Genomic DNA, 15124 nt, shown 5'->3' with positions numbered 1-15124 from the left:
GCTAGCGTGGGATTCGCACTCCAAGCGCCGAGCTCTCTGCTCGAATTCCCGAGCAGATGGGGGAACCGTGACAACTAACGACCACAATCCGACCTCACCGCCCTGGCTGCAGAGTCATTCCGTGGATACGGCCGAAATCAGCGACGCGGAGTCAGCGGCCACCGATCCGTCGGCCGAACCGATCGGCGGCGAGGAAGCGAAGGAATCCGACGTGGCGGATGGGCCTGCCCAGCCGGACGCACAGCCCGAACAGCCGGAGCCGCAAGGCTCGACGGAGCAGACCACGGTCTACCCGCAAGCAGGCGTACCGGCGCAGGCTTGGGCTCCCCCGCAGGCCGGACCGGCCGAGCCATACGGTTCGTACGCCCCGCCGAGCCCGGGCCCGTATCCCCCTCCGTCGCCGTTTCCGGGGGAGCCGTTCCCTACCGGCGCGTTTCAGCCGCAGCCGAGTCACAGCGGTAGCCACCCGATAGCCCCACCTCCCGACGGACCCCACCCCGGTTACGGGGAGTACCGCCAGGAGATCGGCGGCGACGGCTTGGTCCGGCGCGTTCCGGTGGATTCCGCGCAGCCCGAATCCGGTGCGCCGCAGCAGGATCAACCCAGCGGCCCGATCTACAGCTGGGCGCCGCCACCCCCGCCGGTGACGCATCAGCCTCCGCCGCCCCCGTACCAACCGCCGCCTCCGCCACCACTCGGGCAACCGCAGATGCCCAGCTGGCAGGGCGGTCCGCCGCATCTGTCCGCACCGCCGTTCCAACCGCAGCATGTGCCGCAGCCCGGCCAGCCGGGACATTCGGTGAACGACCTCAACCTGCTCAGGCGGGCCCGCAGGGCGCCGCGCAGCGGTTGGCGCCGTGCCGTGCACAAGGCGTCCGGCGGCATGATCAACCCGGGCGAGTCGGCGGCCGACATCGTCTACCAGGACCTCGTCGACCGGGTGAATCAGCCGGTACGCGGGGACTACCGGATCGCGATCCTCTCGCTCAAGGGCGGCGTCGGGAAAACCACCACCACGGTCGGTCTCGGCTCCACCTTCGCCTCGCAGCGCGGCGACCGGGTCATCGCGATCGATGCCAATCCCGACCTGGGCACGCTCGCGCACCGGGTACCGCGGCAGACCCGCTCCACCGTGCGCAACCTCCTCGAAGACCAGCACATCACCAGGTACTCCGACGTGCGAGCGCACACCTCACAGGCGCCGAGCCGCTTGGAAGTGCTTGCCAGTGAACAGGATCCGGCGGTCTCCGAGGCGTTCAGCGAAGCGGACTACCGCAAGGCGATCGGCATTCTGCAGTCGTTCTACAACATCATCCTGACCGACTGCGGCACCGGCTTGATGCACTCCGCGATGGCGGGCGTGCTGGATATGGCGAGTTCGCTGGTGCTGGTCACCTCGCCCGCCATCGACGGCGCGCGCAGCGCGTCGGCCACGCTGGACTGGCTCGACCACCACGGCTACGGCAAGCTGGTGGAGCGAACGGTCGTGGTGGTGAACGCTTCCCGGCGCGGCGCGTCCACCGTCGATCTCGACCAGCTGCGCAAGCTGTTCCTCGACCGCACCCGCGCGGTGCAGGTGGTGCCGTTCGACGACCACCTCGCCGAGGGCGCGGAAATCGATCTGGAACTGGTGAGCAAGCCGACGCGTCGAGCGCTGCTGGAGCTGGCGGCGATGGTCGCCGACGACTTCGGCTACGTCAGCTCGCAGTCCCAGCATCCCTACCGGCACCAGCCGCCGCCGGGATTCTGATCGGTTCATCGGCCGACTCGGCGCCGCCGCCCGGAGCTACGCCCGGGCGGCGGCGCCTTTTCCGTGCGGCGTTCCGGAATCGGCCGTCGCCGACGTGGCGGCCGATTCGAACGCCGCGAGCACGGCCGCGATCGCCGGACGGGCCTCGGCCCTGGGCCTGGTGGCCAGTTCGTACATCCGGGCGGCACGCACACCGGACAGCCGCAGCACCGCCAGGTCGGGGTGGCCCACGGCGTAGCGCGGCATGAGCGCGACACCGTAGCCGACGGCGACCAAGGTCTCGATGACGCGGAAATCGTTGAGGCGCTGCGCTATGCGCGGCTGCACGCCGGTCATGGTGGCGATCGAGCGCAGCACGTCGTCGACGGGGAATCCGCCCCGCACGCTCAGCCAGGTCTCGTCGGCCAACTCCTCCGGCGTCACAGCCGAGCGGCCCGCGAGCCGATGCGTGGGCGCCGCGACGACATCGATCGGCTCGCGCATGAGCACCCGGGTCGCGACGCGCGGATCGGCGATGGGCGCGGCGCGTTCGTCGCGGTGGGTCAGGACCACGTCGTAGTCGGCGAGCAGTCGCGCCACCTCCGACGGTGGCACGTCCTCGTCCCGCGCGACCACCTCGACACCGCTGTCCACCATGCCGGGCAGCACATGCGGCAGCAGCAGGGCGCCCCCGGAGGGGAACACCGCGACGCGTACCCGGCCGCGCGCTGAACCGCGATAGTGCGCCATCTCGGCGACCGCGCGATCCATCGCCGCGAGCACTTCGTCGGCGCGCACCACGAGGGCGCGGCCCGCGTCGGTGAGCCGGACCCGTCTGCCGTCGGGTTCGAGCAGGGCCACGCCCGCTTCCCTGGCCAGCACCTTGAGCTGCTGGGAGACGGCGGAAGGCGTCATCGACAGCGCCGCCGCGACGGCGGCCACGGTGCCCCGATCGGCCAGTTCACGCAGCACCCGCAGCCGCTCCAGTGCCATGGGCGGACCGGATGTGACCGGGTAATCCATTAAGCGAGACTACATTATTGATACACTATTATTCGATTGTTCTGATGATTAGCGAGCCGCACGATGTAGTGCGTGACCAACCGCGACCGCCTGCTCGGCTTGACCGTCGTCCTGCTCTGGGGATTGAACTTCCTCGCCATCCGGGTGGGGCTCGACCACTTCCCCCCGTTCTTCTTCGCGGCGCTGCGCTTCGCGGTGCTCGCGGTGCCCGCGCTGCTGTTCGTTCCGCGCCCTCCGGTGCGGATGCGCTGGATCCTGCTGTACGGCACCGGGTTCGGCATCCTGCAGTTCGCGTTCCTGTTCACGGCGATGCGGGTGGGCATGCCGACCGGGCTGGCCTCGCTGGTCCTGCAGTCCTCGGCGCCGTTCACCGTGCTGCTCGGCACGCTGCTGCTGGGTGAGCGGATACGCCCGGCGCAGGTCGCGGGGATCGCCGTGGCGGTGGCGGGCATGGCGGTGATCGGCTGGGACCGGCTGGAACACGCGACCCTGCTCCCGGTGCTGCTCACCTTGGCGGGCGGACTCGGCTGGGCTTTCGGCAATATCGGCGCGCGCTCGGCGGGTACCGAGACCCCGGGCGTCAACCCGCTGCATCTGATGCTGTGGACCACCGCCGTGCCGCCGGTGCCGCTGTTCGCGCTGTCCATGGTCGCCGAAGGGCCGACAACGGGCGCTCGCGCCTTCGCCGAGTCGTGCACAGCCGAGGGTTTGCCCGCGCTGCTGGCTCTCGCCTATATCGCCGGTCTCGCGACCGTCGTGGGCACGGGACTGTGGACCTACTTGCTCGGGCGCTACCCCGCCGGGCTGGTCGCGCCGTTCTCGCTGCTCGTTCCGGTCGTCGGGATCGCCGCCGCCTGGATTGCACTCGGCGAGACACCGACCCCGTTGTCGCTGGTCGGAGGCGTAGTGGTGCTGACAGGCGCGTTCGCCGCCACGTCGAGCAGGCCGCGGGCCATGACGGCCGACGTCCGCACCGGGGCACCGAGCGCCCCCGTGCCGGCCGACTGCGGCCACCCGGCCTGACATGCGGTCGCGCCCCGATCCGGGGCCACCGCCGACGTCAGACGCCAGGGGCCGAAGGACCCACGCGACCTGGTCGGCGCCGCCCAGGACCCGGAAGTGCTCGCGTGTGCTCGGTCGCACGAGTTCCGCACGTCGCACCGATCGCTTCGCGGGGTCGGTGCGAGATCCTCGAATTGCCGCCTTACAGTAGTGCCCGGCGTGGAAGTTGGTCCCGGTTCTAGCAACAGAGCGGCGCATGGCAGAAAATCGATGGACCGTATCGCGAAGAACACTGCTTCGTAACACGGTCGTGGCGGGAGTGGCAGCGGGTGCGCTGGCGGCGGGTGCGGTGCGACCGGCGCCGGGCGCGGCGAATCCCGGCGGAAGGCGGGTCGCGGTGCTGGGCGGCGGTGTCGCCGGTCTCACCGCCGCGCACGAGCTCGCCGAACGCGGATTCCAGGTCACCGTCTACGAAAAGCGCGCGTGGGGCGGCAAAGCCCGCAGCGTCGGCGTACCGGGCACCGGAGTCGAAGGACGACCGGACCTGCCCGGTGAACACGGCTTCCGCTTCTTTCCGGGCTTCTATCAGCACGTGCCCGACACCATGCGCCGAATCCCGTTCCCGGGCAACGCGAACGGCGTATGGGACAACCTCGTCGCTGTACCGGAAGCGCGATTCGCCCGCCGCGGCGGCGACGACTTCCGCGTCCCGCTCGGTCCGCGTTCCCGCGCCGAATTCGCACCGGACAGTTTCCGCGAAACGCTCGGCGCGGCGCTGTCGACCGCGCTGAAGATGCCCCCCGACGAGGGCATCTACTTCGCCGAACGCCTGCTGGTCTTCAACACCAGCTGCGATGCCCGCCGCGTCGGCCAGTGGGAGCGCACCTCCTGGCACGATTTCGTCGGCGGCCACGCCCGCTCGCACGAGTTCCGCGCGCTGCTCTCACGCACGCTGACCAGCATCATGGTCGCCGCGAAGGAGAACGTGGCGAGCGTGCGCACCATCGGCACGATGGGCGAGCAGTTCCTCGGCAATCCGATGGGGATCGGCAACGACGGCGGCTTGGACCGCGTGCTCAACGGCCCGACCACCGCGGTCTGGATCGAGCCGTGGATGCGGCGGATCCGTGAACTCGGGGCGGAGTTCGCGCTCGGCACGGAGGTGCGCGAGCTGGAGGTGCGCGACCGCAGGATCGTCGCTGCCCGCGTGGTCGACGAAACCGGCGCGCAGCGCACGATCGAGGCGGACTATTTCGTCGTCGCGCTGCCCGCCGAACGAGCGCGCACCCTGTGGTCGCCGCAGGTGCTCGACGTCCAGCCGGAATTGGCGGGGATGGACAACCTCGTCACCGACTGGATGAACGGCATCCAGTTCTATCTGCGCAGGTCGGCAGACATCTCGCGCGGCCACACCGCCTATATCGACGCGCCGTGGTCGCTCACCTCGATCAGCCAGAACCAGCTGTGGCGCCGCAAGCTGACCGAGTTCGGCGACGGCGCTGTGCGGGACTGCCTGTCGGTGGACATCTCCGACTGGAACACCCCCGGCATCCTGTTCGGCAAACCGGCCAAGGAGTGCACGCACGAGGAGATCGCGCGCGAGGCGTGGGCGCAGATCCGGGCGCACCTGGACGACCGCGGCGAGGTGCTGGGCGACGCCGACCTGCACTCCTGGTTCCTCGACCCGGGCATCACCTGGCAGGAGGGGCAGCGGCGCAATGCCAACGCCGACCCGCTGCTGATCAACACCGCCGGGTCGTGGGAGTACCGTCCGCAGGCGCACGGCGCCCTGGAAAACCTCTTCCTGGCAGGCGACTACGTCCGCACGAATGTCGACCTCGCGACCATGGAGGGCGCCAACGAGTCCGCGCGCGCCGCGGTGAACGCGCTGCTCGACGTGGCCGGTTCGAACGCGGAGCGCTGCCGGACGTACACCCTCTTCCGCGCGCCCGAACTGGAGCCGCTGCGCCGGATCGACGCCGACCGCTACGCGGCGGGGCAGCCGAACCTGTTCGACATGCCGGTCTGAACGTATGTGACCGATCCCCCTTCGCCGGAACCGGATTCGATCGCCATCGCCGCGGGGGCGGTGCTTGAATCGAATCATGAGCGAGATCACCGACCCGGCGGAGCTACGGGCGTTGCTCGGCGAAGTCGCGCCGCGCACCGCCACCAAGGAGCGGGCCGCGCTGCACGCCAGGGACCGGGAGTGGATCGCCGCCTCCCCGTTCCTGGTGATGAGCACCAGCGATGCGAACGGCAACTGCGACGCCTCCCCGAAAGGCGATCCGGCCGGGTTCGTGCGGGTGCTCGACGACACCACCCTCGCCGTGCCGGAGCGCCCCGGTAACCGGCGCGCCGACGGCTACCTCAACATCCTGGCCAACCCGCATGTCGGCCTGCTGTTCGTGATCCCCGGCCGCCGCGAGACGCTGCGGATCAACGGCCGCGCCCGGCTGGTGCGCGACGCGCCGTACTTCGACGACATGGTGGTGCGCGGGCACCGCCCGATCCTCGCCGTCGAGGTGGATATCGACCAGATCTTCTTCCATTGCGCCAAGGCGTTCATGCGCAGCCACCTGTGGGAGCCCGAGCAGTGGCCGGAGGACACCTTGCCGAGCGCTGCGTGCCTGGTCAAAGAGGTGCAGACGAACGTAACCGAGACGGTGGAGGAACTGGAGCGCTACTACTCGGCGGAGAACTACGCGGCCAAGCTCTACCGGGACTGAGCCGCGTGGCCCACGCCACCCGCCCGCGGCGCGCCCGGAGCGCGGGGCGAACATAGACTCGCGACGTGGCAGAGATATCGGTGCGCGGACGGCTCGCGCTGGCGGCGGCGGGAGCGGCGTCCTGGGCCTCGCAGAAGGCGGGTCGCGGCAAGGGCTCGATGATCGGCGGCCTGATCGCGTTGAAGATCGATCCGACCGTCATGGACCAGTTGGGGCGGCAGCGGCGCACCGTGCTGGTGACCGGCACGAACGGCAAGTCCACCACCACGCGGATGACCACCGCCGCGCTCAGCACCCTCGGCGCGGTCGCGACCCAGGCCGACGGCGCGAACATGGACGCGGGCATCGTCGCCGCGCTCAACGCGCACCGGCGCGCGCCGCTGGCCGCGATCGAGGTGGACGAACTGCACCTGCCGCACGTCACCGATTCCCTGAACCCCTCGGCGGTGGTGCTGCTCAACCTCAGCCGCGACCAGCTCGACCGGGTCGGCGAGATCAACATGATCGAGCGCAAACTGCGCGCCGGGCTGGCCCGGCACCCCGCCACCGTGGTGGTCGCCAACTGCGACGACGTCTTGGTCACCTCCATCGCCTACGACCACCCCAACGTGGTGTGGGTGTCCGCGGGCAGCGGCTGGGCGATGGACGCGACCAGCTGCCCGCGCAGCGGTGAGCCGATCGTCTGGGAGGGCACGCACTGGCGCAGTACCGGTGCGGATTTCCAACGCCCCGAACCGGATTGGTGGCTCGACGGGGACGATCTGGTCGGGCCGGAGGACGCGCGGTTCCCGCTGCGGCTCGCGCTGCCGGGCCGGGCCAATCGCGGCAACGCGGCGCAGGCGGTGGCAGCCGCCGTCGCACTCGGCGCCGACGCGGAGCAGGCCGTCGCGGCCGCGGGCACGGTCCGCGAGATCGCGGGCCGCTACCGCACCGTGCAGGTCGGTGAGCACGACGCGCGTCTGCTGCTGGCGAAGAATCCGGCAGGCTGGCAGGAGGCGCTGTCGATGATCGAGCCGACCTCCGCGGGTCTGGTGATCGCGGTGAACGGCCAGGTGCCCGACGGCGAGGACCTGTCCTGGCTGTGGGACGTGCGGTTCGAGCACTTCGAAGGCGTCCAGGTGGTGGCCGCGGGCGAGCGCGCCACCGACCTGGCGGTGCGGCTGACCTACGCGGGCGTGGAGCACACCTTGGTGCCCGATCCGGTGCGCGCCATCGCGTCGTGCCCCGCGGGCCACGTCGAAGTGCTGGCGAACTACACCGCGTTCCGCGATCTCAACCGTGACCTCGAGGAGCAGGCATCATGAGCACTGTTCGCATCGGCCTGGTGCTGCCGGACGTGATGGGCACCTACGGCGACGGCGGCAACGCCCTCGTGCTGCGCCAGCGACTGCGCATGCGCGGCTACGACGCCGAGATCGTGGAGATCACGCTGTCCGACCCGGTGCCGGATTCCCTGGACATCTACACCTTGGGCGGCGCGGAGGATTCCGCCCAGCGGCTGGCCACCCGGCACCTGCAACGCTATCCCGGCTTGCAGCGCGCCGCCGCGAAAGGCGCTCCGGTGCTGGCCATCTGCGCGGCCATCCAGGTGCTCGGCCAGTGGTACGAAACCTCGGTGGGCGAGCGGGTGGACGGCGTCGGCCTGATCGACGTCACCACCTCGCCGCAGGCCGAACGCGCGATCGGCGAGGTGACCACCGCACCGCTGCTCGACGGGCTCACCGCGGCGCTCACCGGCTTCGAAAACCACCGTGGCGGTACGAAACTCGGCGGTGAAGCGCACGGACTTGCGCGCGTCACCCGTGGCGTCGGCAACGGCGTCGGCGACGGGCTGGAGGGCGTCGTCCAGGGTTCGGTGATCGGCACCTACATGCACGGCCCTGCGCTGGCCCGCAACCCCGAACTCGCCGACCTGCTGCTGACTCGTGCCCTCGGCGTCACCGAGCTGGCTCCCCTCGACCTCCCCGAGGTCGATCAGCTCCGCCGGGAGCGTCTGCGCGCCTGATCTCGCCCCGTCCGGCTCCGTGCGCACGTCGACGCGTGGTAGGCGGGCCCCATTCCGCCGGCCGGGGTTGCATCCTGTACCCGGGTACAGGCTTACCGTGGCCACATGATGGTTTCGCCTTCCTCTGGGGATTGGGTGCCGGAGTCATGCACCTTGCCCACCGTCGAGCAGCCTGTCCGGGTCGCGGAGTTCGATCGGTTCTTCGCCGACTCGGTGCGGGGTGCGCGCCGGCCCGCGCGCACGCGGCTGGATCTGCTGCTGGACGCCGACGCCGAACCGGTCGGCCGTGATCTCGCCGCCCGGGAATCGGGTTGCTGCTCGTTCTTCGCGTTCAGCTTCGGCACCGCCGATGCCGGACCGGTGATGCACATCGAGGTTCCCGACACCGAGGTCGAGGTCCTCGATGCGCTCGCCGCGCGGGTGGAAGCCTCGATCGGCGGCCGGAGGTGACCGGCCTGCGCACCGGCGAGCTGGCCGCGGCGGCGGGAGTGAACGCCCAGACGTTGCGGTATTACGAGCGGCGCGGGCTGCTCGCCGAACCACGGCGATCCCTGGGTGGGCATCGACTGTATCCGGAGCGGTCGGTCACGGTATTGCGGGTGATCAAAGCGGCCCAGCGGCTCGGGTTCACCCTCGACGAGGTCACCGAACTGCTGGCCGCCACCCGGTTCGGCCGCCGCCGCGCCGACGCCGGGTTGCAGGCCCGCGCCACGGCCAAGCTGGCCGAGATCGACGCGAAACTCGCCGAGCTGACCGCGGTGCGCGACACCCTGCGCGCCGCACTCGCGGCCGGATGCGACGACCTGATCGCCTGCAGCGAGAGCCCCTGCTGCCCAGTGCCTTTCGACACCCTGAACAGCGACGCTGCGGGTTATGGGAGGCGACTGTGACCACTGAGAACCCCAGGACACGGCGCTGGTGGGCGCCATCGGACTGGGCGCGCTCCTGTGCCTCGGGTGCTGCCTGGCCCCTGTTCTGATCGCCGCCGGAGTTTTCGGCGGAGGGATCACACTGGTGAGTCTGTCCTGGCCGGCACAGCTCGGCCTCGCCCTCAGCGCCGCCGGGGTGATCGGACTGTCGTGGTCTCGGACCCGCACCCGGCGCACCGAAACCTCGACCGCCTGCACGGCTTCGGGATGCGACTGCCCACCGCACCCCGAACCCGATTCGTAAGCTCGGCGGCCATCACCCTTTCGGTTCCGCTGTCCGCCCTGGTCGCCGCCGCGCCGAGATCGGCTGCGCCTGCTGGTGGTTGTGGCGCAGGGTGGCCCGGAATCGGCGCCCGCTCCGGGTATTCAGAACCCCGCCGACACAACGAGTTCGTGGGACAATCGCTTGATTCTCCAGATGCGAGGGGGACTGATGCGTTCGGCGCCACTGCTCGTCGCGTTGGGTTTGTGCCTGGTCGCCTGCGGCACACCCGAGCCCGCTCCCAGCCCGACAACCACAACTGTGCCGACGTCATCAGCGGCGGCGCCGCCGATATCGACTACCGAACCCGTGCCGACGTCGGCGGACCAGCCGACGGTAACGGTGATCCAGTCTCAGTCGGCCCGAAACACCGGCTCGGCGAACGTACCCCAGACCTCGGTATCACTCACAGCCGTCCCGTTGACCGAAAGCTTGCCCACGACAGCCGATATCGGGGCGACCACGCCCGACGAAGGGGCTCGGCTCACCACGCCCCCGACCTCCCCCTTCACCAGTCCCCCTGCCACTACGCCGTCGCGATGAGCAGCGCGCGCACCGATGAGACGTCACCGTCTCGGCGCGCGATGGCTTTCGTGGTGGCGACATCGGAAGCGACCCTGACCCTGGCGGTGCTCTACTACGTCGGGTCGGTGTACACCCGCTCCTGGTACGGGCATTTCGGAATCGACGCTCGCCTGCTGGACTTCAGCGTGTCCGACTACGTCATCAAGAGCCTCGACGGCGCCTTCTTCCCGGTCGTGCTGGCGTTGTTGATCGCTGCCGCGGTGTTCGCACTGCGGCAGGTTCCGCTCGTAGCGGTCATGCGCACTGGACGGCCGCGGCGGGCGCTGCGGCTGTGGGTGCGGGCAGTCACTGTCGCCGGGGTGCTGCTGTGCACCGGGGTCGCGGCAGGGCTTGTGCTGCGTAAGCAGTTGCCCAGCTGGATGAGTCTGGGCCTGCCGCTGATGCTCATCACCGGCGTCGCATTGATCTGGTACGCCCAGGAACTGTCCACCACCTACCACCGGTTGCTCTACCGGCGACCCGGCGACTCCCCACCCCGTGGGTCGGTACCCCTGCTGGTCACGTTATTGGGTTTGGCCTTCCTCGCCGGATTCTGGGCCATCGGGTACTACGCCGGCGTGCAGGGCAGCCGTAGCGCGACCGAGGAGGAGAACCGTGGTCTCGGGCATCAGCCCGCGGTCGTGGTGTTCAGTGCCGACCGACTCGCCATCGCAGGCGGAAAGTCCAGAATCGACGTGATCACGCTGCCGGACACCAGATATCGCTATCAGTACAGCGGACTCCTGCTGCTCGCGCGCGCCGACGACCGCTATTTCCTGATCCCCGCCGACTGGGACAAAGAACGCGGTGACCGGGTCTTCGTCATCACCACCTCCGACAACATCCGCATCGACCTCGCACCGCGACGCGCCCCGAAACAACCCGATCATCCGTAGCCGCGCACTCCGTGCGTGTCCGACGAATCGCCGACCGAATGTCGAACTCACGTGGGCCGGTCAGATTCCGATCTCGGTGACGTCGACGGAAACGGTGATCGTGCTGTCCTTGGCGTCGGTGTAGATGATGCCGCGCAGCGGAGGGACGTCCGCGTAGTCCCGGCCCCAGGCGGCGGTGATGTAGCGCTCGTCGCCGAACTGGTCGTTGGTGGGGTCGAGGTCGAGCCAGTGGCCGGTGCGGTCGGATCCGTGCGCGGCGGGTGTCCACACGGCCGCCCAGGCGTGCGTGGCGTCGGCGCCGACCATCCGCTCCTTGCCCGGCGGCGGATCGGTGGCCAGGTAGCCGGACACATAACGGGCGGCGAGGCCGTGCGACCGCAGGCAGGCGACGGCCAGGCGGGCGAAGTCCTGACAGACGCCTGCGCGTGCGGCGAACACGTCGGCCACCCGGGTGGACACCGTCGTGGCGCCGGAACGGTAGGCGAAGTCGTCGTGGATACGCGTGTTCAGCTCGGCCACCGCGTCCAGCAGCGGCCTGCCCGGCGGGAAGGATTCGGCCGTGTACGCCGCGACCTCCGCGGTGATCTCCGGCGGGTGCAGGTCGAGGGCGAACTCCACGGCGAACGGTCCGTTCGCACCGGTCGGCCGCGCTTTCTCCCACGGTTCGGCGGCCGGGCCGCCATCCCGAAGGGGGGCGTCGACTTCGACCAGCGATTCGCCGACGACGGTCAGCGCACGATGTTCGGTGGTGACGTGGAAGTAGGAGGTGACGTTGCCGTACACGTCCGCGCCCACCGACCGGTCCGAGGGAGCCGGGTCGATCCGGATGTCGTGGTACAGCAGTCGCTGACCAGGCAAATCACGCGGCGTGAGGTACGCGCGACCGTACGAATTGGTGACCTCCCTCGAGTACGAGTATTTGGTGCGATGCTCCACTTGATAGCGGCGCACCGCACCGCCCGGGCCGGTCATTCGACAACCTGCGCGCTACCCCACAGCGGCTGGATGCCGACCGGCAGCGAGAGCGTCGTGGTCTCGAAGGATTCGGATACCTTGCGCAGACGCAAGTGCACCCCCTCCAGCAAATCCGCCAGTTCGGTGCGCCGGTCGTCGGAGTCGGTGACCTCCAAGTCGTCGGGGTCCAGGCGGCGCAGCATGCGGCGTGCGTCCGCGAGCAGCCGCTGCGGACGCGAGGATGCCGAAGCGCCGGGCAACGCGTGGAAATCGGCGTGCAGCCGTTCCAGCTGGTAGGCCAGTGATCGCGGGTTGGCGGTGTCGAACAGCAGGAGTTCGGCGACGTTCGACAGGCGCACCGAATCCTGATGCCGCCTGCGGTAACTCACCGAGGACTCGGTGGCTCGCAACACCCAGTCGGTCACTTCTCGCTCGGTCGGCTCCGGATACCGCTTGGTCAGCGCGGCCGAGAGCAACGCGGTCATGGCGAGGCCGCGCTCGATGCGCTTGCCGATGTCCCGGACGTGCCATCCGGTGTCGCGGATCAGCGACTCGCCGTCGATCCCGGACAGCGCGAGCAGCCCGGCCAGGGTGCGCGAATGCACGTCCGACAACTCCGCCTCCAGGTCGTCCACCCCGGCCGGATAACCGGCCAGCGCGCGGTCGACCGCACCGAGGATCATCCAGGTGTCCACCGACAACTGGTCGCGCACGGCGCGCGCGGCATTGCCGTACCGGTCGATCGCGAAGGCCAGCGATCCGGGCAGCTCCCGGTCGATCGTCAGCGCGACGAGGTAGTCGTGACCGGCACGGGACGCGCCGGGCACCTGCGGCGCGCCGTCCTCCGCCGCGCTCGTCGGCTCGTCGCTGTCCGATCGCCCGGCGACGGCCTCCACGCCGGCCGCGACCGGAGGCGCATCGGCACCGGCAACGGCTTCCTCGCGGGCGGCTCCTCCCGCACCGGGCAGTGCCGGAACGGGTCTCGGCTGCCCTTCGGCATGCGCGGTCGAGCCGGCCCCGGCGTGCGCCCGCTCGTCGCCGTATCGCGCGACTCCCCCGTCGACGGCGCCGCCCGGCGCGTTCGTGCCGCGATCGGCCGAACTCTGCTGCGGCGCAAGGGCTCGCACCTCGGGACCGAACAATCCCTCGGTCGGAGCCGCGGTTGCGGTGACCCGGCCGAGGGCGGCAAGCAGGATCGGCAGCGCCTCGGCGCCTTCCAGCCAGGGGCGATAACGGAACTCCTGGTAGCGCTCGTGGGTGGCGATCAGCAGACGGGCGGCGTCCTCCGCGCGCTCGCCGTAACGGCCGATCCAGAACAGGTCGTTGAGCACGCGCGGTGAGCTGATCGCCGCCACGGTAGGGGCGGTGCGCCGCTCGCGCTCGCGGGGCGGCTCGGTGCTGATCGCGGCGGCGGCCGTCGGCGCCGCCCGTACCCAGATGTCCTTGGCGGCGACCTTGCGCGCGGCACGATCGGGCGTGCGCTGACGCAGCTGGCCGAGACCACCGGACATCACGGTGTAGCCGCCCCGGTGGGCGAGCGAGAACAACCGCATGCCGACGGGAGCCGCACCGAGGCCGTCGTGATCGCGGATGGCGGGCGTGACGGAGAACTGCGCCGGTTCCTGGCCCACCCACTGCCACCCGTCCGCATCGATCCTGGCCTTCAGCTCCACGCGCTGATCCCGGCTCAGTTCGGGACCGAACAGCGTGGCCCCGTCGACCGCGGAGCGGAGGATCAGCTTGTCCAGCTGCGCGATCAAGTGCTTGCGTTCCCGCTGGTGCCCACCCCAGTACGACGGCGCGCTCTCCAGCAGCAGGTCCTCGCTCAGCAGCGCGCGGGACAGCGCGGGCAGGAAACCGGCCAGCGCGGGATTCTCCAGCAGCCCGCTGCCGAGCGTGTTCACCACCGTCACCGCGCCGCGCCGCAGTACCTCGACCAGTCCCACCACGCCCAGCCGTGAATCCGGCCGCAAATCGAGCGGATCGGAGAATTCGGCGTCCACCCGGCGCAACACGACGTCCACCCGCTTCAGCGTGCCCAGCGACCGCATCCACAGCGCGCCGTCGCGCACCACCAGATCGGCGCTCTCCACCAGCGGAAAACCGAGCGTGGAAGCGAGATACGCCTGATCGAACGCGGTCTCGGAGTGCACGCCTGGGCTGAGCACCACGATCACCGGCTCGTCGTCGTCGGTCGGCGCCGATTCGATCAGCATCAATCGCATCGCCCTGGCGAACGGCGTCAGCGGACGCGGATTGGCGTGCTCGAACGATTCCGGGACAGCGGTCGAGACCACCCTGCGGTCCGCCAGCGCGTATCCGGCGCCCGACGGCGCCTGCGTCCAGTCGGCGAGCGCCCGGAACCGCCCGTCGCCCCACCGGCTGATATCGCAGGCGTGCAGGAAGAGCTGGTGCCGCCCCGGCACGGTGATGCCGTGCGCGGCCCGCACGTAGCCGCGGTTGCCGAACACGGCCTCCGGCGCGAGCAGTCCCGAGCCGAGCGTCCTGCGCGGCCCGTAGATATCGGTGAGCACCTCGTCGAACACGCGGGAGCGCTGCTCCAACCCGGCCTCCAGCCCGGTCCAGTCGTCGGCGGCGACCAGCAGGGGAATCGGATCGAGGCGCCACGGCGCCGGGGTTTCGGCCGCTGCGCCGACCTCGAGGTAGGTGATGCCGTCGTCATCGATCAGCCTGCGCACCCGGCTGTCCAGCCTGCCGAGGCCGTCCCCGCCGAGTTCGGCGAAGTCGGCCGACAGCTCCGACCACATCCGGCGCACGTTGCCGTCCGCGTCGACCAGTTCGTCGTAGTAACCCGCGACGGGCGCGCCGCATTCGTCGTAGGCGGCGGTTTCGGCGCCCTCCGAGCGGTAGCGCGCGAACTGCTCGCGCACCGTGGCGCCGGTCGCGGTCTCCCGCCGCTCATCGCGCAACGTCACCGCGCCGACCTCGCTTCCGCGCCATCCGTACCAACGGTCGTCGAACGCTCCGGGCGGTCCGCGCCCGGCGGGCCGTGTGACTATTTTCGCATGTC

The 15124-nt window shown here is 70.3% G+C and carries 12 protein-coding genes; 9 read left to right on the top strand and 3 right to left on the bottom strand.

Features of this window, described 5'->3' with window-relative positions; genetic code table 11:
* The first annotated feature begins 121 nt into the window (after positions 1–121).
* Positions 122–1750: an AAA family ATPase gene (locus tag ABZ420_RS24620; RefSeq protein ID WP_357126962.1), complete on the top strand. Its 1629-nt coding sequence runs from the start codon at positions 122–124 to the stop codon at positions 1748–1750.
* Positions 1751–1786: 36 nt separating this feature from the next.
* On the opposite strand, the gene ABZ420_RS24615 is transcribed toward ABZ420_RS24620, so the two are convergent.
* Positions 1787–2722 (bottom strand): LysR family transcriptional regulator, encoded by a 936-nt coding sequence (locus ABZ420_RS24615; RefSeq protein WP_357127091.1) that lies wholly within the window; start codon positions 2720–2722, stop codon positions 1787–1789.
* Between the two features lie 102 nt (positions 2723–2824).
* On the opposite strand from ABZ420_RS24615, the gene ABZ420_RS24610 reads away from it, so the two are divergent.
* The 8 genes from ABZ420_RS24610 (at position 2825) to ABZ420_RS24575 (ending at position 11139) form a co-directional block, all read left to right on the top strand.
* Positions 2825–3775 (top strand): EamA family transporter, encoded by a 951-nt coding sequence (locus ABZ420_RS24610; RefSeq protein WP_357126959.1) that lies wholly within the window; start codon positions 2825–2827, stop codon positions 3773–3775.
* 235 nt (positions 3776–4010) lie between these two features.
* Positions 4011–5783, top strand: coding sequence for an FAD-dependent oxidoreductase (locus tag ABZ420_RS24605; RefSeq protein WP_357126956.1), 1773 nt, complete (start codon positions 4011–4013; stop codon positions 5781–5783).
* A 76-nt stretch (positions 5784–5859) separates the two neighbouring features.
* A complete protein-coding gene (locus tag ABZ420_RS24600) occupies positions 5860–6483 on the top strand; it encodes a pyridoxamine 5'-phosphate oxidase family protein (RefSeq protein WP_357126953.1) in 624 nt (207 codons plus the stop codon).
* 65 nt (positions 6484–6548) lie between these two features.
* Positions 6549–7787: a MurT ligase domain-containing protein gene (locus ABZ420_RS24595; RefSeq protein ID WP_357126950.1), complete on the top strand. Its 1239-nt coding sequence runs from the start codon at positions 6549–6551 to the stop codon at positions 7785–7787.
* Positions 7784–8488: a glutamine amidotransferase gene (locus ABZ420_RS24590; protein WP_357126947.1), complete on the top strand. Its 705-nt coding sequence runs from the start codon at positions 7784–7786 to the stop codon at positions 8486–8488. Before ABZ420_RS24595 ends, ABZ420_RS24590 begins: the two co-directional genes overlap by 4 nt.
* Before the next feature lie 105 nt (positions 8489–8593).
* Positions 8594–8938: a hypothetical protein gene (locus ABZ420_RS24585; protein ID WP_357126944.1), complete on the top strand. Its 345-nt coding sequence runs from the start codon at positions 8594–8596 to the stop codon at positions 8936–8938.
* Positions 8935–9378 (top strand): MerR family transcriptional regulator, encoded by a 444-nt coding sequence (locus ABZ420_RS24580; RefSeq protein ID WP_357126941.1) that lies wholly within the window; start codon positions 8935–8937, stop codon positions 9376–9378. Before ABZ420_RS24585 ends, ABZ420_RS24580 begins: the two co-directional genes overlap by 4 nt.
* An 840-nt stretch (positions 9379–10218) precedes the next feature.
* A complete protein-coding gene (locus tag ABZ420_RS24575; RefSeq protein ID WP_357126938.1) occupies positions 10219–11139 on the top strand; it encodes a hypothetical protein in 921 nt (306 codons plus the stop codon).
* 60 nt (positions 11140–11199) lie between these two features.
* Here ABZ420_RS24575 and ABZ420_RS24570 read toward each other — a convergent pair whose 3' ends face one another.
* Complete coding sequence (locus ABZ420_RS24570) at positions 11200–12111, bottom strand: transglutaminase family protein (protein ID WP_357126935.1); 912 nt, start codon at positions 12109–12111, stop codon at positions 11200–11202.
* Positions 12108–15029, bottom strand: a complete 2922-nt coding sequence (locus ABZ420_RS24565) for a circularly permuted type 2 ATP-grasp protein (protein WP_357126933.1) — start codon at positions 15027–15029, stop codon at positions 12108–12110. The genes ABZ420_RS24570 and ABZ420_RS24565 overlap by 4 nt, the downstream gene beginning before the upstream one ends.
* Between the last annotated feature and the right edge of the window lie 95 nt (positions 15030–15124).

Source organism: Nocardia sp. NPDC005745, from assembly GCF_040630775.1.
In the GTDB taxonomy this organism is placed as follows: domain Bacteria; phylum Actinomycetota; class Actinomycetes; order Mycobacteriales; family Mycobacteriaceae; genus Nocardia.
Note: the sequence above shows the minus strand (reverse complement) of the source record. Positions and strands in the feature narration are given on the sequence as shown.